This is a genomic window from Chryseobacterium sp. 22543, from assembly GCF_052044565.1.
Lineage (GTDB): Bacteria > Bacteroidota > Bacteroidia > Flavobacteriales > Weeksellaceae > Chryseobacterium.
Genome location: NZ_JBQENH010000002.1, coordinates 399,064 through 417,774 on the forward strand (window position 1 = coordinate 399,064; position 18,711 = coordinate 417,774).

Genomic DNA, 18,711 nt, shown 5'->3' on the forward strand with positions numbered 1-18,711 from the left:
GTTGATATTTCAGGAATACCAATTAATTTTGATTCTTTTATGAATTGCTGTTCCTTATGTTTTCAATAAGAAAACTCTACATTTTTTTGACACTTTTTAACTTTCATACCTCGAAAAAAATCACGATATTTGTAAGTCTTTGCATAGAGCAAGATTTTTAATATTTAATATGAGTCAAAAACAATATACAGCTAGTAGTATTCAGGCATTGGAAGGAATGGAGCACGTTCGTATGCGTCCTTCAATGTACATTGGTGATGTAGGAACAAGAGGTCTTCACCATTTGGTTTATGAAGTAGTAGATAACTCTATTGACGAGGCATTGGCAGGATACTGCGACACAATCTTCGTTAGCATCAAGGAAGGAAACGGAATTGAAGTAAGTGATAACGGTAGAGGTATCCCGGTTGATTTCCACGAAAAAGAGCAGAAATCAGCCCTTGAAGTTGTAATGACAAAAATTGGAGCCGGAGGTAAGTTTGATAAAGACTCTTACAAAGTTTCAGGAGGTCTTCACGGAGTTGGGGTATCATGTGTGAATGCACTTTCCAATGAAATGGTTACTACTGTTTACAGAGACGGGAATGTTTATCAACAAATCTATTCTAAAGGAAAAGCACAGACTCAGGTTGAGGAGATCGGACATAGTGATAAAAGAGGAACAAAGCAGTTTTTCCAGCCGGATGATACCATTTTTACGGAACTGATTTACAACTATGATACATTAGCAAGCCGTTTAAGAGAACTTTCTTACCTTAATAAAGGAATTACAATTACACTTACTGATGAAAGAGAAAAACTGGAAGATGGTTCTTTCCGTTCAGAAATTTTTCATTCTCAGGGAGGATTGAAAGAATTTGTTGCTTATATCGATGGTAGCCGTGAATCTATTATGGAACATGTGATTTTCATGGAAGGCGAAAGAGATGATATTCCTGTTGAGGTGGCGATGCGTTATAATACGTCATTCAACGAAAATCTTCACTCTTATGTTAATAATATTAATACCCACGAAGGAGGTACTCACCTTGCAGGTTTCAGAAGAGCTTTAACAAGAACTTTAAAGAAATACGCAGATGAATTGGGACTTCCTGCAAAAGAAAAAGTAGAAATTACGGGTGATGACTTCCGTGAAGGATTAACAGCTGTAATTTCTGTAAAAGTAATGGAGCCTCAGTTTGAAGGGCAGACCAAAACAAAATTAGGAAACTCTGAAGTTTCTGGTGCTGTTGATAAGATTGTAGGGGAAATGCTTACAAACTTCCTGGAAGAAAATCCTAATGAAGCGAAGATAATCGTTCAAAAAGTTGTTTTAGCTGCCAAAGCAAGACAAGCTGCGAAAAAAGCCCGTGAAATGGTTCAGAGAAAATCTCCGATGGGAGGTTCTGGTCTTCCCGGAAAACTTTCTGACTGTTCATCCAAAGACCCGGCTGAATCTGAACTTTTCCTTGTAGAGGGAGATTCCGCAGGTGGAACAGCTAAACAGGGAAGAGACAGACACTTCCAGGCTATTCTTCCTTTAAGAGGTAAAATTTTGAACGTAGAGAAATCTATGCTTCATAAAGTATATGACAACGAGGAAATCAGAAATATCTATACCGCTCTTGGAGTATCTGTAGGTACTGAAGAAGATAGCAAAGCTTTGAATATGGCGAAGCTTAGATATCATAAAGTTGTGATTATGACCGATGCTGATATCGATGGTTCTCACATCTCTACTCTGATTCTTACTTTCTTCTTCAGATATATGAAGGAACTTATTGAGAACGGATATATTTATATTGCTCAACCGCCTTTATACCTGTTAAAGAGAGGTAATAAAAAAGTGTATGCATACAATGAAAAAGAACGTGAAGAGTTTACTTTAGAAATGTCTCCAGACGGAAAAGGGGTAGAAGTACAACGTTACAAAGGTCTTGGGGAAATGAACCCTGAACAGCTTTGGGAAACAACCCTGAATCCTGAACACAGAATTCTGAAACAGGTAACTATTGATAATGCAGTGGAAGCAGACAGTGTTTTCTCAATGTTAATGGGAGATGAGGTTCCGCCGAGAAGAGAGTTTATCGAGAAAAATGCGAAATATGCAAAAATTGATGCATAAACGTTTTTAAAAATATAATAAAAAAAGCTTCTAATTATTTAGAAGCTTTTTTTATATTTGGACAAACCAAAAAAACAATAATATGTTAACTCTTTTACAAACAGACCCTTATAATGGGGCAGATGCAGTGTCTGGTGCAGCCGCTGCAGGATTAGGACTCGGAACAATGTTCTTCGGTCTATTATGCTATATATTCTATGGATATTGCATGTACAAAATCTTTCAGAAGGCAGGAAGACAAGATGCCTGGGCCGCTTTTATCCCGATTTATAATTCAATAGTATTGCTGGAAATAGTGAAAAAACCAATATGGTGGATCATTCTTTTCTTTATTCCGTTGGTAAACATCTATGCATTTTGGGTTGTATATGACAGACTTGCTAAAGGTTTTGCCAAAGAAACTCCTCTGTACACTATTCTGATTCTCCTTTTCGGATTTATCTTTATTCCTGTACTGGGACTTGGAAGTGATCAGTATGATAGTAAACTGGTTCCAAATGATTAAAAAGAAAATGTAAAAACATAAAGACTTCAGAAATGAGGTCTTTTTTTTATTGTAGAATTAATTGTACTTCTGTTTATTATTAATTCTACAGATTTTGAATTATATGAATCATAATTTATTTTAAATTTGAAACGCAGACAATATGGAGTTTACCACTTCATGGCACAGAATAAATATCTAGAATAAGTATAAATATTCTGTTTTAACTTTTCAGAATATAATAATGAAAAGTTGATAATGTGTTCATATCCTTATAAGTACATTTAAAAAAGTACTTTTTAAGTATTAGGTTAAGGCTTCACAATGTTGAAGCCTTTTATATTTTTTTTAACAGTTATTAAGATTTTCTTATTTTTGCTTAATTTTAATAACTATGATGAAAATATTAGTTCTTGGGGCGTTCTCTGTTGCCTCATTATATTTTGCACAAAGCTATCCTGCTTCTGCTATTCCTGAGAATTTAAAGAAAAATGCTAATGCTGTTATACGAAAAGATTTTACAACGGCTCAGATCAATAAAGTTAATCAGATAAAATATCAGCATAATACAGTTACTACGGTTTTAAACAAAGACGGTAATGATCAGGCTACAGCCTATATTCCTTATGATAAGCAAAGACGTATTTCAAATATAAAAGTAACCATTTATGATGAAGCCGGAAAAAAGATTAAAAGTGTTTCAAAGTCTGATTTTCAAGATATAGCAAACAATCCTCAGGGGATCTTTTATTCTGATAACAGAGTCTTGGTATATTCGTATACACCGGCTCAGTATCCTTATACCGTTGACTTTTCTTATGAAACTGATGACGAAAACACAGTTTTCATCCCTGATTTTGTGCCATTTACTTCTATCAAAACATCACTGGAAGAAGCACAGTTTAAAATCATTAATACTTCAGGAATTGAACTTCGCTCTAAGGTCTACCCATCAAAATACAATTATGCTTCTGTTATAGAAAGCGGCAGTGCAAATGATAAAACCTATTCATATAAAAACGTACCTGCTATAGACGATGCTTTTATGATACCGCAGCCTGTTAAAATCTTGCCTGCAGTAAACTTTGCATTGGCAAAATTCAGTTTGGCAGGAAAGCAGGGGACTTTAAATAACTGGACAGATTTCGGAACCTGGATTTATAATGATCTTCTGATACCCGTTTCAGCTTCTACTCCTTCAATCAAGGCTGAAGTGGCATCTTTACAACTCCAGGGATCTGTGGAAGATAAGGTGAAGAAAATTTATCAGTACATGCAGAACAAAAGCAGATATATTGCTGTGGCTTTAGGAATAGGGGGCTGGCAGCCTATGATGCCGGATGAGGTTCAGAAAAAAGGTTATGGAGACTGTAAGGGACTTACGAATTATATGAAAGTTCTTCTGAATGAAGCAGGGATTCCTTCCAATTATTGTATCATTACTTCCGGCCGTTCTCAGGTTTCCTTTGATCCTGAATTTCCTTCTATGGGTGGTAACCACGTTATCCTGATGGTTCCGACTGAAAAAGGAAATATCTGGCTTGAAAACACTTCACAACAGATGGCTTTTAACCATTTGAGCTACAGTACAACGGATAGAAATGTACTGGCAGTAACCCCAAAAGGAATTGAATTGATCAATACGCCTGTGTATAAAGCCGAACAAAATAAGGAAAAACAGGTGTTGAAAATTAACCTTAACGAGGATAACAGTATTACTGGGGCAGGCAATTTTTTCTACACGGGAAATCAATATGATTATAATTTAAGGTTCGTAAATCTCAATCCAAAAGAGAAAAATGACGCGGTAAAAGCAAACTTTGACATTTTAAACTTTGAAAAAGTGGAAATGAAAAACTTTACCAATGACAGAGACAAGGCTGTTATTACATATGACCTTGATTTTAAGACCAATAATTTTTCTAAAAAAGCAGGAAACAGCCTTTTATTCAGATCTGTACCCATTTTTTCTGATGTTGTTTATAAGACAGATGAGAACCGTGAACTTCCTTTTGAAGTCAATATGTCCTTTGAAGATGAATATGAAATTGCTTTTATTCTTCCTATGGGCTATAAAATTGATGAAACTCCGGATAATTCAAACATCACTTCTGAATTTGGTTCCTATAAGCTAAGCTTTGTAAAAAATGATAATCAGATAAAAGTAACAAGAAAAATGCAGATCAATAAAGGTCTGTACCCAAAAGAAAAATACAATGACTACATCAATTTCAGAAAAAAAATTCTGAACATGGATAATTCAAAAATTTTAATAACAAAAATATAACCATGAAAAAACTAATAGTATTGGTCCTTTGCTCTGCCAATGCAATAATGATTAATGCTCAGAAGAAATACGAATTTCTGAATCCTCCGAAATTTAACGATGCAGATTTGTCTAAAGCTAAATCTTTATTAGATGAAAATGCTCCTGCTGAAATTTTGTATAAATCTGCTTATTTTATGGTGGATGCAAACACAGGAAATCTGCATAAAAGATATTATTATAGAGTTAAGATTTATGATAAAGATAAGGCTGAAGACTGGCTGAATCTTGAAATCCCTATTTATAATGTTGGAACCAACAGAGAATCATTGGGTAAGTTCAAGGCTTTTACATACAATCTTGAAAACGGAAACACAGTTCCGGTGAAAGTGGAAAAAAGTTCACAATATAGAAGTAAGGAGAATAAATATGTTACCCTGACAAAATTTGCTTTTCCGAGTGTAAAAAATGGATCAGTCTTAGAATATCAGTATGAAATTGTATCTCCGTTCCGATTTATGATTCCAGAGGTATTGATAGAATCTGATACTCCTTCACTGAATACAGAATATGTTTTTGATACTCCTATCAATATGTCTTACAATGTAAACTATACTGGAGGGCTTTCACCTAAATACAGGGAAATGGAGGAAAGGAATCTGTACGGTGCCCAATACAAAACCTTTAGATTTGCTTATGAAAACCTGAAAGGCTTTAAAACTGAAAAATTTGTAAGAAATGACAGGAACTTCAGAACGAAAATCAGTGCAGAGCTCAACTCTACTAATTTCGGTGAGCTTAAACTCTATTCATCATCATGGGATCAGATTGGGAAAAGACTTTATGAAAGTGACGATTTTGGAGGAGAACTGAAAAGAACAAAACTGGCAAAAGAAAACATGCCGGCAGGAGTTTCAGAAATGAAAACCGATCTTGAAAAGGCAAATGCTATTTTTTCATATGTTCAGAAAACTTTTACCTGGAATAAAGATAAAGGAATTTATACAGAAGATGGTATCAAAAAATTGTTGGAAACTAAAGTTGGAAATGCAGCAGAAATCAACCTTTTTCTGGTAATGATGCTTCGCGAAGCCGGGCTTAAGGCTGATCCGCTGGTAATTTCTACCGTGGAAAACGGATTGATTAATCTGGTGTCTCCCAATATTTCCAATATGAATTTTGTATTGGCTGCGATCAATATTGATAAGCAACTGCATATTTATGATGCTACCTCAAAGCAATCCTCTCTGGATGAAATTCCTCTTAAAAACTGGAATCAATATGGGATTTTGGTAACTAAAGAAAAGGCTCTGCAGATTCAAATGTCCAATGTGAAATCAAGCAATACTTTCCTTACAGTCAATGGTAAGATTAATGATGACGGAAGTATTTCCGGAACCTATTCAGACAGAGATACAGGTGCCTATGCCATGTATGTGAAAGACAGTTATGATGATAATGCAGAAAAATATAAAAAGCAGTATAAAGAAAACTTTTCTATGGACTTTACGGATATTAATTCAAAAGTGTTGGAAAATGGAGATTTTGAAAGCAGCATGAAATTCTCTTCAATGAACCTTATTGACAGAGTAGGAAAGAAAATGATCATCAATCCGATGCTGTTTTTAAACAAAAGTTCCAATGAGTTTGACCAAACGGAAGTCAGACAGTATCCCATCGATTTTGGATCGCCTATCACCAAAGTGAAAAAAATCACTCTTGAAATTCCTGAAGGTTATGTAATTGAGGAAATGCCTAAAGAAAAAAGGATCGTTACCGAAGATAAAGAAATAGCCTATACCTATTCTGTAGAACAAAAAGGAAATAAGCTGGAAGTGACTACCACAACAAAAGTTAGCAGTTCAGATTATCCGAAAGAATATTATCCTGCATTTAAACAAATCTGGGGAGTAGCATCTAAGTTTGAAAATCAGGTAATAAGCCTTGTTAAAAAGTAATATTTAAGAAAACTTAAGCAAGATTTATAAAAAAAATAAAGTTTTTTCAAAAACCATTCATCTTTTGAATGGTTTTTGTATTTGATATCAAAAATTAGAATTATGAAAAATACGATTGCTGTTATAGCATTATCTTCTTTCTTAGCAGTGACTGCCTGTAAAAAAAATGAAAAGGCAGGGCCAGTAGAAAAAACTGAAAATAAAACCACTGAAGGATTTGTGGTAGACTCTGTGAAAGTGAATGATTCTACAAAGATTACAGACTCTTTAAAAGTGAGCTACACTTCAAAACTGTTGGTTTTTCCATCATTGAAAGATAAAAAGCTATTAGACAGTATCTATTTCCAGAATGAAAAAATCAAAGACTTTTCCAAAGCAGGCCTTCAGGCTTATCTTGATAAAGAAAAGAATGATTATTTCAGTTCTATGAAAAATGATAATAAAGATTGGGTTTCAGATGTTACCTATGCTCAGAATTGGTATTCAAGCTCACATATGAATCTGATTTCCAATGCAAACAATTATATGCATATCCAGTATGTAGGAAGCGGATATGAAGGGGGGGCACATGATAATTATGGTTTTTCAGAAAGAGTTTTTGATCTTAAAAACAGTAAAAAATTAGAACTGAAAGATATTACTTCAATGCCTAAGAATAAAATTGAAGCAATTCTGATGAAAAATATCGACAAAATCAACAGTGGAACAATGGATGGTGACGGAGAAGTGAAAAACTCGGAAATGCTGCTAGTTGAGAAAATTCCAGCATCCGATAACTTCTATTTTGATGATAAAAATCTGTATTTCCATTACAGCCCTTACGAAATTGCCGCTTTTGCAGCAGGAGATATCACCATTCCTGTTTCATGGGAAGACCTTAAAGGAACCTTAAATGCAGAATTTAAAGAAAGAATGAAAATTAAGTAAATTAATGCTTCCAGATCAGGAAGCATTTTTTAATTTTGCGGTAATGGAAAAAATAGCTTTTATTATCAACCCTTTTTCGGCCAAAAAAAACTATCAGCCGTTTTTGAACGAACTTAAAACAAAGGTTAACAACCCGTTGTATTATGTATCAGAATCTATTCCTGGAACAGATGAGTTTATTCAGTCTCATTTTGAAGAAGTAGATATTTTTGTGGCAATAGGAGGGGATGGTACAATTTCTACCGTAGCCAAAAATCTGATTAATACAGAAAAAATTCTGGCTATTTTTCCGGCTGGTTCAGGAAACGGATTTTCCAATGAAACCCAGTTCAGTAAAAATCTGGATGAACTTTTAGAAAAAATAAGAACCAAAAACTCCAGGAAGATTGATACTTTTACGGTGAATGACAGGCTCTCCATCAATGTTTCAGGAACAGGATTTGACGGTAAAGTTGTCAAGGAATTTGAAAAAACAACCCGTGGATTCAAAAATTATATCAAAGTTTCCTTAAAAACCTTCTTCAACTACAAACCCATCAAGGTGAAGTTTTTTGACGAAGAATATCAGCAGTATAACGGAAGGTATCTGATGATGAATATTGCCAATACCCGCCAGTTTGGAAACAACGCTTACATTGCTCCAAAAGCAAGCAAAAGTGATGGTTTGGTGGATATGGTTTTGGTGAAAAAGTTTCCTCTGACCTATTCTGCGCTGTTTGCTTTCAGAATGTTCACCAAAAGACTGAAAGATGATGAATATGTCACTTATCTCCCGGTTTCCGAAATATCATTTAAAGTCAATACCAAAAACTGGCATCTGGACGGTGAATTCAATAAAATTAAATCACCAGTTCATGTTAAAGTACAGCCAGCGAGTCTGAGTATTTTGATTTAGAATTGCTGGCAGCTGGTTTTTTATTGTTGCTTCTTGATTGGAAGTTATTTCCGTTTTTTGCCTGAATATCTTTAGTCTTGGTTCCTGGTTCTGCCATCTTAACTGTCTATTAAAATTCACCATTCACTTGCGCAGCAACATTCACTATTGACGTCATCCAATTCCTGCAACCTGAAGTCTGCCATCTGCTACCTATCTACACTTCCAGCTTTTTCTCAACTTCAGCCGGATGGTCCAGACAATATTGAAGCTGTTTTTTATCAAGCTGTTTTTCCCAGTTGGCGACCACTACAGTAGCTACAGAATTCCCGATTACATTCGTCAGCGCTCTGCACTCACTCATGAATTTATCGATCCCAAGGATTAATGTCATTCCGGCAATTGGAATTTCAGGAACTACAGCCAGGGTTGCTGCCAGTGTTACAAATCCGGCACCGGTAACGCCAGCTGCTCCTTTTGAGCTTAACATGGCTACCAGAAGAAGCATCAGCTGTTTTTCAATAGGAAGATGGATGTTTAATGCCTGTGCGATAAACAGAGAGGCAAGTGTCATATAAATATTGGTTCCATCAAGATTGAAAGAATATCCTGTAGGCACTACAAGACCTACAATAGCTCTCGAACAGCCCGCTTTTTCAAGTTTTTCCATGATTCCCGGAAGAGCAGACTCTGAAGAGCTGGTTCCCAAAACAAGAAGAAGTTCTTCTTTAAGGTAAAAAAGAAACTTGAAAATGTTAAATCCGTTATACCATGCTACCGCTCCTAACACCAACACCACAAAAAGAGCAGAAGTGATGTAAAATGTGCCGACCAAAAAAATAAGATTTATAACCGAGTGAAGTCCGTACTTTCCGATAGTAAACGCCATAGCCCCGAATGCTCCGATGGGTGCCAGTTTCATAAGCATATGAACGATTTTAAATACCGGAGTTGATAGATCCTGTAAAAAATCGGTTACTTTCTGGCTTTTTTCTTTTGTTAAAACCAAAGCCACTCCCATTAAAATAGCAACCAAAAGAACCTGAAGAATATTATCACCCACCAAAGGACTGAATAAAGTCTCCGGAATAATATTCATAATGAATCCTGTAAGCGTTGATTCATGAGCTTTTGCCTGGTATTGTGAAACATCACCTAAGAGAGTAGCAGGATCAATGTTTAAACCATGGCCCGGCTGTAAGATATTTCCTACCAATAATCCGATGATAAGCGCAAGAGTTGAAAATGTAAAGAAATAGATCATTGCTTTTATGGCAATCCGGCCTACTTTTTTCAAATCGGTCATATGGGCGATTCCCAAAGTAAGCGTAATGAAAATTACCGGGGCAATAATCATTTTCACCAATTTGATGAATCCATCTCCAAGAGGTTTCATTTTTTCTCCCAATTCAGGATAAAATTTTCCAAGAAGAATACCGGCAAGTATCGCTATAATCACCTGGAAATAAAGCTGATTGTATATTTTTTTTGCTTTCAAAGAACAGTCGTTTTGTTTTTTTAAGGGCGAAAATTAAGAAAATTTATCTGAAAACATGACAAAAGTCATTGAAAAGATCTGCAGCAGTAGATTGATCAGTAAAAAGTTCCGGCTTCATTCTAAAAGGCAAAGCCTTTTAGAATGAAGCCGGAACTGTATTATAATATTGACAGATGATATTTATTCCACTGCAACAGAGTCATCTCCGCGGCCGTCTGCCACTGCATGGATGCTTCCGTTTTCATCAATAACAATCATTTCTGTTTTTCCGATGTATTTGATCTTTTCAATGACATAATTTTTGCTTTTCAGCTCCGAAATTGTGCTTTCAGGAAAATTATTTTCTACCGTAATAGTTTCCGGAAGCCACTGGTGATGGAATTTTGGTGTATTCACTGACATATTTGCGTTCAGTTTAAAATCTACAACATTCACAATAGACTGATATACCGAGGTTGGGATCGTTGTTCCTCCGGGAGTTCCCACTACCATATAAGGTTTTCCATTCTTAAGGAGTATAGTTGGGGTCATGGAAGAAAGCATTCTCTTGTTAGGCTGGATCGAATTGGCTTCTCCGCCTACTGCTCCGAACATGTTTGGTACACCCGGTTTGATAGAGAAATCATCCATTTCATTATTTAAAAAGAATCCTGCTCCTGAAACCAATACTTTACTTCCATAATAACCGTTAAGAGTTGTGGTTACAGAAGCAGCATTTCCATCCTTATCCAATACGGAAATATGAGTAGTCTGCATAGATTCTTTAGGCTGTTCTATGATTTTGCCAACCTCTGCACTTGGAGTTGCTTTATCAAAACTGAAGCTTTTCCATCTTCCTTTCAGGTAGTCATCAGAGATCAGGTAAGAAGTTTTATCCTGAATAAAATCAGGATCTCCCATATATTCTGCTCTGTCTGCAAAAGCTCTTCGCTCTGCCTCAGTCATGATCTGAACTGCTTTTGTAGAGTTTTGCTGGTATTTTTCAAGGTTTTCAAAACTTGCCATTCTCAGCATTTGAGCCAGAAGAACTCCGCCGCTTGAAGGTAAAGGCATGGTTACCACATTACTTCCTTTGTATTCAAATTCAAGAGCTTTTCTCTCTGCAACCTTATAATTCTTAAGATCTTCCAATGTGATGATTCCGTTACCTCTTTTCATTTCAGCAACCAGAAGATCAGCTGTTTTCCCCTCATAAAAGCCTTTTGCCCCCGATTTTTGAATCAATTTCAAGGTTTCGGCCAGGTCTTTCTGGATCAATAAATCTCCCGCTTTCCATGGAGCATCTTTTACGAAAATGATAGAAGATTTATTATGTTTCTGGAATTTTTCCCTTTGGTTATTCAGCATTTCTGCTTCCTTGTCGGTAATAGCAAATCCTTTTTCCGCAAGATCAATGGCAGGCTGGATAATCTTTTCCATAGGCAGTTTGCAGTATTTCAGGGTAGCAAAAAAACCCGCTACACTTCCGGGAATACCCACTGCCAGTCTTCCGTTTTGGGAAAGATCTGTATCTGCTTTCCCTTTTTTATCAATGTACATGTCTCTGAAGGCCTTTTTCGGAGCAGTTTCCCTGTAGTCCAATGTGAATTTTTCCCCATTATTTTTTACGCCTACTAAAAAACCGCCACCACCAATGTTTCCGGCCTGAGGATACACTACAGCAAGGGCATATTGTGTTGCTGTAACGGCATCATAGGCATTTCCGCCCATCTTTAAGATTTTGGCTCCAGCTTCACTGGCTAACGGATGTGCAGATACTACAACACCTTTATTTTTTACCTGTGCTTCCTTGATGATATTGAAATTGGTAAACTGAGCCCAGCTAAATGGGCTGGCCAGTAAAATCAAAGCAATTAAAATCTTCTTCATATGATTGTTTTCTTTGAAACAAAATTATTGAATTTTAAGTTAATCATAGACTGTGATCACTGCATTTGATTTTTTCTATTGTTTAAAAGAGAATTTTACCTGTTTAAATTGAATATATCCGTATTCATTATTGGGGGAGTGTTTTTTAAATACACCTTTTTTATTATGGTTGGCATGTTTTTTTTACTTTTGTACAATTCTAAAAAAATCTGAAAAATGGAATCCTATACGGAAAGAATACTGATTACAGGTGCCTTGGGACAAATTGGTACCGAACTTACGAACAGACTTGTTGAAATCCACGGAGCTGAGAACGTTGTTGCTTCAGGATTGGACAGATGGCAGGAAGGAATTACTTCTGCCGGACACTATGAAAGAATGGATGTTACCAATACACAATTGGTAAGACAGGTGATTAAAGATTACGATATCACTACAGTGTATCACCTGGCTTCGCTTTTATCCGGAACTTCGGAAAAGCAGCCTGTTTTTGCCTGGAAACTGAATCTTGAGCCATTGCTTCATTTTTGTGAAATGGCGAAAGAAGGGCTTCTGAAAAAGATCTTCTGGCCAAGTTCTATCGCTGTATTTGGAAAAGGAATTCCAAAACATGATGTGGGACAAGATGTAGTGTTGAATCCTACAACGGTTTATGGGATCTCCAAAATGGCAGGGGAGAAGTGGTGTGAATACTATTTCGATAAATATGATGTAGATGTAAGAAGTATCAGATATCCTGGATTGATCTCATGGAAAACTCCGGCAGGGGGTGGAACTACTGACTATGCTGTTGAGATTTTCTATAAAGCAATTGAAGATGGAAAGTATACAAGTTTCATTTCCGAAGATACAGGAATGCCGATGTTGTATATGGACGATGCCATCAATGCAACCTTGAAATTAATGGATGCTCCGAAAGAAAGTTTATCTGTTCGCTCTTCTTATAATTTAGGTGGAATGTCATTTACTCCAAAAGAATTGGCAGCAGAAATCAAGAAAGAAATTCCTGATTTTGCTATTGATTATAACCCGGATTTCAGACAGGCAATTGCAGATTCATGGCCGGCTTCTATTGATGATTCAGTCGCCAAAAAAGACTGGGGTCTTACTTATGATTTCGGAATTTCTGAAATGACTAAGGATATGATCAAGAATCTGAAGATAAAATTAAGCAAGAATTAATAATATAAAGTAATACTTTAATTAACAATTGTTTTAACATCTGATTTATAGTGTTTTATATAATTTATATAAATTTTAATTTAAATGGTATTATTGACTTTTAACATCACCTGTATTGAAGCTGAAGTAAAAAACGGCTCCCAAATAACTGATGATGAGCGATTGAAAATTATAGAAAATAATACCAGAGCAATTCTTAGAATTTTAGATATTCATGATATCAAATCAAGTTTTTTCGTAGAGGTTTCTCTTATCGGAAAACTTCAGAATTTAATAAAAGCAATTTCATCCAAAGGGCATGAAATTGCTTTTTATAATAAAGACTCAAATCCTGAAGAAATTGAAAATGCTAAAAAGAATATTCAGGATCTGCTGGAAAAACAGATCAGAGGAATTCGTCAAAAAGATGTAAAGGTTTCAAAGGAAATTTTGAAGCTGATGGAATTTAATTATGTTTCCAATATCGACAATGCCAATATTCTTTTTCCTTTCAAAAGACTCAAAAGAGATACGGAAATTACAGAAGAGGACGGACTAAGTATTGTTCCTGAAAGTATCTCTCCTTACAGTCAGCTTCCCTATAATGATTTCGTGTTTCAGATTCTGCCGATGAAGTATTACCAGAATATGGTCCTGGAAACATTGCAGAATGAAGAATTTGTACTGATTTACCTGAACACATGGCAGTTTACAGATTTCAAGAAATACCGTTTTGATATCCCTTTTTACCGGAGCTTATTTTCGGGTAAAAAAATGGAGGACAAACTAGATGCCCTCCTTACTTTTCTCAATGACAGGGAAATGGCTACCTCCCGTATGAAAGATTATATTTTTTAGGGAGTAGATGATAGGCTGCAGGTAATAGGTATTAGGTGGCGGGGAGTAAGGAGACTGTTTCTCATGATAACAGAGATATTAAATTTCTAAACCTCTAACCTCTAACCTTAAACCTTAAATCTTAAACTTTAAACTTTGAACCTTGAACTTTAACTAGCTTAGCTCAAAAAGTGTAATCTCCGGCAATACACCCACTCTTCCCGGATATCCCAGTACTCCGAATCCTCTGTTTACATACAGTAGCTTTCCTTCGCTTTCATATAAATCGGCCCATTTTGGGTATCGGTACTGAACAGGTGACCATTTTATATTTTTAAGATCCAGCCCAAACTGCATCCCATGCGTATGTCCTGAAAGGGTCAGGTGGATGTTTGTAGGGTGCTTTTTCACCACATAATCAAAGTGGGTAGGGTCATGGCTCATTAATATCTTTGTAGCTGATTCCGGTACGTTTTTTAAAGCGTCATCTATTTTTCCGAATTGAGGAAATGGTTTTAATCCCCAGTTTTCAACGCCCAGAATGTATATTTTTTCTCCATTTTTTTCGATGACTCTGTGTTCATTTCTCAGCATATCAAAACCTGCCTGCTTTTCATAACTAATCAAAGTGTCAAGGTTTTCTTTTTTAGCTGTGGGTGACTCCCAGGATACATAATCTCCATAGTCGTGATTTCCTAATACGGCAAACTTGCCGTCTTTAGCCTGGATTTTTGAAAATAAAGGAATGAAAGGCTTGAACTCATCCGCAACGTTATTCACCATGTCTCCGGTGAATAATACCAGGTCAGGTTTTTGTTCATTAATAAGATCAATGGCGTGCTGTAATTTGCCGGGATCGGAGAAGCTTCCACTGTGAACGTCAGAAATCTGGATAATTTTATATCCTTTGAAACTTTTCGGAAGATTATTGAATTTTACCCTTACTCTTCTTACGGTATGGCGGTATTTACCAAAAGTAATTCCGTCTATGAAAAGAGCAGAAAGAACGCCTCCCATTCCCAGGCCTACGATGCTCAGGAATTTCCTTCTTTCCGGAAAGAAATTTTCTGAAGGTTTTGTAAAACCGATCAGGTATCCTCCGGTTCTGAAAATATCATCAATTAATAAAAACAGAACTACAAAAATTTTAGGAAGGATGAAAATTAAGAACAAAGAGATCATAATCTGAGCTCTTACCGTACTTCTGTCTGATCTTTGGAAGTGGGTAACTTCGTAAGCGAAAATTCCATATACGGCTAAAGAGAGTACCCAATATCCGATTCTTATCCATGAATTATCAGTGAGTGTTCTGATAGCCTGATAAATATAAACTTCCAAAAACAGGAAGATTCCAGCGATAATTAAAAAATTCTTTTGCATGTTCTGATTAAAAAAAGCACAAAGAATAAACTTCCCTGTGCTTTTATATTTTTAATGGTTTAAATATTACTTTTTAGGAAATCTATAAACGAGCGCATTGATGTTCATTCCGGCACCTACCGAAGTCATCACAATGTTCCCATTCTCTTTAAACGATTGACCTTCCATTTTTCCTTTAATTATTAAATCATACATGGTAGGAATTGTTGCTACAGAAGTGTTTCCAAGATCCTGAATCGTCATAGGAGAGATCGCATGATCGTATTCTTTGATGTCATACAACCTGTGAAGTCTTTCAATCATAGCGTAATCCATTTTAGCGTTTGCCTGGTGAATTAAGATTTTATCTATATCTTCAATAGAAAGACCTGCATCTGTAATGGTGTCTTTGATAGCATCCGGTACATTTTTAAGAGCGTATTCGTAAATCTTTCTTCCCAGCATTCTTACATAAAGGCGCTTCTGATCTGCTTCTTTATTGATAGAAGGTTGATTTTCAAGGTAGTTTAATTCCGGGCCGTTGTCACAGATTGTGTTGTGGGCAATAATTCCTACATTCTCTTCGTCAGTTGCTTTTACCACTACGGCTCCGGCACCATCAGCAAAGATCATTCTGTTTCTGTCATATGGATCTGTTACTCTGCTTAAAGTTTCAGCGCCGATGACAAGAATTGTTTTGGCAACTTTAGCTTTAATTAAATTATCAGACAAAATCATAGCTTCTACCCATCCAGGACATCCGAAAATCATATCATACGTTACGCATTTTCTGTTTTTAATGCCCAGTTTATTCTTTACTCTTGCTGCCATTGTTGGCATAAAATCAGCATATCCGTTTTCAGTAACTTCCCCGAAATTGCTTGCATAAATGATATAATCCAATTCTTCACCATCCACTTTTGCATCCTCAAGGGCAATTTTTGCAGCTTCATAACCGATTTGTGAGTTGGAAAGATCATCTTCAATGAATCTCCTGTTTTCGATTTCTGTAATCTCTACAAATTTCGCAATGGTCTCTTCCACAGGCTTTTCAATCTTTACTCCGTCTTCTGTGTAGAACTCGGAATTCATGAAGTAATCTCTACCAATAACTCTGTTCGGAATATAAGATCCAGAGCCAATAATGATCGTATTCGGCATTCGTTTATATGATTTTTTTAAAGATGCAAAGTTAATAATTAATATTAATAACGGAGAATTAAAAATATTATTAAATTTGCAAAAATTGTACTTTACAATCTATGAAAAACAACTCGTCCTTAAAAGGCTTACTTATTGCAGCTGTGGTGTTTATCATTGCCTTTGGGATCTACTTCCTTTTTTTAGCCAAGAAGAATTATTATGTTGTAGATAATCCTACCCCGAATACGTATTACTTTAAGATCAATAAAGGATCTGAAGGAGTTATCTCTGCCGGGCAGTATGTGCATGTGGATTTGAATAAAGGGAAAAACTCTATTCAGGTTTTTGATCAGAACAAAAAAATGCTTTACGATTCAGCATTTGAAGTGAATAAGCTTCGTGGTCTGATTAATATTACACACCAGGATTACTACGTAAATGACCAGTATTACGGATACAATCTTAAAAAAGATTCGTTGCTGGCAAACCTTGATAAAACGGTCATTGATGGAAAGGATTATTACGGAGGAGCCAGACGCTTCAATAAGCTTTACACAGAAGATTTTTATTACAATGTAGATGAAGATTATGATAAAGTGATCAAGAATATCCAGAAAGTGGAATCCCGATCTAAAATCTTCAGAAAGCAGGATTACCTAAATTATTATAAAGAATATTACAAGTTTTAAGTTTTGACAAAAGATATTACCAAAGTTACTCCCTACAATTCAGAGGCTACAAAAAAAAGCCAGGTAGAGGATATGTTCGACAATATTGCACCGAAGTATGACCTTCTGAACCGTGTTTTATCCATGAAAATTGATATTTTGTGGAGAAATAAACTGGTAAAATGGATGAAAAATGATAATCCGCAGGAAGTGCTGGATGTGGCTACAGGAACGGGAGATCTGGCAATTACCATTGAAAAAGGAACCGGTTCTAAAGTAGTTGGATTAGATTTATCACAACAAATGCTGAATGTTGGCGTTATTAAAATAAAAAAACTTAAATTAGACGGCAAAATTTCCATGCAAAAAGGGGATGCAGAAAATTTACCTTTCGAGGACAATAGATTTGATGCTGTTTCCGTTGCATTTGGAGTAAGGAATTTTGAGAATCTTACCAAAGGTTTAGCAGAGTTAAGAAGAGTAGTTAAAGATAACAAAAGTGTTTATATACTGGAGTTTTCAAAGGTTGAGGGTTTCATGGGACCATTTTATATGTTTTATTTCAAAAATATATTGCCTGCCATTGGCAGATTGGTTTCTAAGGATAATAGGGCGTATACATACCTTCCGGATTCTGTAAATGCTTTTCCTTTCGGGGAGAAGATGAAGCAAATTCTTTTAGATACGGGATTTAAGAAAGTAGAATATAAAAAATTAAGTTTAGGTATAGCCACAATTTATAAAGCAACAAAGTAACCTATGAATAAATTTCTATTAAAAGCACTGGTTTTAACCTCAGTAAATGTTGCCGTTTTTGCAAACGCGCAATTCAGAACCCGAAACAGAATGGATAAGTTGGAAGATTTCGACGAGCAGAAATTCAGTTGGGGTTTTTATTTGAACGGGAACAGACTGGATTACCGCATTGTTTTGCATCCGAAATACGGGATGAATGATAATGAAAACCTTGTTACATCCAAGGAAAGCTATAGTTTCGGTGCCGGGCTTATTGCAAAATGGAGACTGAATGATTATCTTGATGTAAGGATAGAACCAGGTTTACAGTTTGCTCAAAGACAGTTGACTTTTAATACTCAATCCAATGACATTTATGCAGGTGGTTCTTTAACCAATCCTCCTTTTATGCCATTCCCTTTACAGGAAAAGGATAAAGTAAGAGAAATTAAATCCACATTAATTGACGTTCCTGTAATGTTGGAGCTTCACGGTCAAAGATGGTACAATTCAAGGCCTTACGTTGCCGCAGGGGTGAACTATGTTGTAAACCTTCAGTCTAACTCAACTTCCACAGATGATAACATGCAGGGGATCTACAGATCAACTACCCACAACTTTGCATGGTCTGCAGAAATGGGAATTCAGTTTTATTTCAACAAATTTAAACTGACTCCAGCTGTAAGAGGAACATTCTTCATGAACAACGAGAAAGTGGCTGATAATGCTACTACACCTCCTTACTGGGCTTCTGCAATTTCAACATTACAGACAAGAGCCGTAATGTTTGTTCTGAAATTTGAATAAAAATATTCCATTGAAAATACA

At 35.9% G+C, this 18,711-nt stretch carries 15 protein-coding genes; 11 read left to right on the plus strand and 4 right to left on the minus strand.

The window, feature by feature from the left end:
* Positions 1 to 169 precede the first annotated feature (169 nt).
* The 6 genes from gyrB to ACTJIP_RS07670 all read left to right on the plus strand — a co-directional run bounded on the left by gyrB (position 170) and on the right by ACTJIP_RS07670 (position 8,634).
* On the plus strand, positions 170 to 2,104 hold the full coding sequence (gyrB, locus tag ACTJIP_RS07645) for a DNA topoisomerase (ATP-hydrolyzing) subunit B (RefSeq protein ID WP_077415114.1): 1,935 nt from the start codon (positions 170 to 172) through the stop codon (positions 2,102 to 2,104).
* An 82-nt stretch (positions 2,105 to 2,186) separates the two neighbouring features.
* Complete coding sequence (locus ACTJIP_RS07650; protein WP_077415112.1) at positions 2,187 to 2,609, plus strand: DUF5684 domain-containing protein; 423 nt, start codon at positions 2,187 to 2,189, stop codon at positions 2,607 to 2,609.
* Positions 2,610 to 2,982: 373 nt separating this feature from the next.
* A complete protein-coding gene (locus ACTJIP_RS07655) occupies positions 2,983 to 4,875 on the plus strand; it encodes a DUF3857 domain-containing protein (protein WP_440704318.1) in 1,893 nt (630 codons plus the stop codon).
* Positions 4,876 to 4,877: 2 nt separating this feature from the next.
* A complete protein-coding gene (locus ACTJIP_RS07660) occupies positions 4,878 to 6,812 on the plus strand; it encodes a DUF3857 domain-containing protein (protein WP_077415108.1) in 1,935 nt (644 codons plus the stop codon).
* Positions 6,813 to 6,914: 102 nt separating this feature from the next.
* On the plus strand, positions 6,915 to 7,739 hold the full coding sequence (locus ACTJIP_RS07665) for an RsiV family protein (protein WP_077415106.1): 825 nt from the start codon (positions 6,915 to 6,917) through the stop codon (positions 7,737 to 7,739).
* A gap of 43 nt (positions 7,740 to 7,782) precedes the next feature.
* On the plus strand, positions 7,783 to 8,634 hold the full coding sequence (locus tag ACTJIP_RS07670; RefSeq protein ID WP_440704319.1) for a diacylglycerol/lipid kinase family protein: 852 nt from the start codon (positions 7,783 to 7,785) through the stop codon (positions 8,632 to 8,634).
* 196 nt (positions 8,635 to 8,830) lie between these two features.
* Here the strand turns inward: ACTJIP_RS07670 and ACTJIP_RS07675 are convergent, their stop codons facing one another.
* Positions 8,831 to 10,111, minus strand: coding sequence for a dicarboxylate/amino acid:cation symporter (locus ACTJIP_RS07675; protein ID WP_440704320.1), 1,281 nt, complete (start codon positions 10,109 to 10,111; stop codon positions 8,831 to 8,833).
* Positions 10,112 to 10,291: 180 nt separating this feature from the next.
* Positions 10,292 to 11,980: a gamma-glutamyltransferase gene (gene ggt, locus ACTJIP_RS07680; RefSeq protein ID WP_180565528.1), complete on the minus strand. Its 1,689-nt coding sequence runs from the start codon at positions 11,978 to 11,980 to the stop codon at positions 10,292 to 10,294.
* A gap of 216 nt (positions 11,981 to 12,196) precedes the next feature.
* On the opposite strand from ggt, the gene ACTJIP_RS07685 reads away from it, so the two are divergent.
* Entirely contained in the window at positions 12,197 to 13,162 is a 966-nt protein-coding gene (locus ACTJIP_RS07685) for an NAD-dependent epimerase/dehydratase family protein (RefSeq protein WP_077415100.1), read from the plus strand.
* An 84-nt stretch (positions 13,163 to 13,246) separates the two neighbouring features.
* Complete coding sequence (locus ACTJIP_RS07690) at positions 13,247 to 13,999, plus strand: polysaccharide deacetylase (RefSeq protein WP_180565529.1); 753 nt, start codon at positions 13,247 to 13,249, stop codon at positions 13,997 to 13,999.
* A 153-nt stretch (positions 14,000 to 14,152) separates the two neighbouring features.
* On the opposite strand, the gene ACTJIP_RS07695 is transcribed toward ACTJIP_RS07690, so the two are convergent.
* Positions 14,153 to 15,358 carry a metallophosphoesterase gene (locus tag ACTJIP_RS07695; RefSeq protein WP_077415096.1) on the minus strand — a complete coding sequence of 402 codons (1,206 nt, stop codon included), beginning with the start codon at positions 15,356 to 15,358 and terminating at the stop codon, positions 14,153 to 14,155.
* A gap of 66 nt (positions 15,359 to 15,424) precedes the next feature.
* The gene (locus tag ACTJIP_RS07700; RefSeq protein ID WP_077415094.1) at positions 15,425 to 16,498 is read right to left on the minus strand and encodes a 3-oxoacyl-ACP synthase III family protein; all 1,074 of its coding nucleotides are present in this window, start codon (positions 16,496 to 16,498) and stop codon (positions 15,425 to 15,427) included.
* A 101-nt stretch (positions 16,499 to 16,599) separates the two neighbouring features.
* Here ACTJIP_RS07700 and ACTJIP_RS07705 point away from each other — a divergent pair, with 101 nt between their 5' ends.
* From ACTJIP_RS07705 to ACTJIP_RS07715, 3 genes are read left to right on the plus strand one after another with little or no spacing between them, the layout of a single operon-like run.
* On the plus strand, positions 16,600 to 17,169 hold the full coding sequence (locus ACTJIP_RS07705) for a hypothetical protein (protein WP_440704321.1): 570 nt from the start codon (positions 16,600 to 16,602) through the stop codon (positions 17,167 to 17,169).
* Between the two features lie 3 nt (positions 17,170 to 17,172).
* On the plus strand, positions 17,173 to 17,904 hold the full coding sequence (gene ubiE, locus ACTJIP_RS07710; protein ID WP_034695974.1) for a bifunctional demethylmenaquinone methyltransferase/2-methoxy-6-polyprenyl-1,4-benzoquinol methylase UbiE: 732 nt from the start codon (positions 17,173 to 17,175) through the stop codon (positions 17,902 to 17,904).
* A 3-nt stretch (positions 17,905 to 17,907) separates the two neighbouring features.
* On the plus strand, positions 17,908 to 18,690 hold the full coding sequence (locus ACTJIP_RS07715) for a porin family protein (protein WP_047383392.1): 783 nt from the start codon (positions 17,908 to 17,910) through the stop codon (positions 18,688 to 18,690).
* Positions 18,691 to 18,711: the final 21 nt, after the last annotated feature.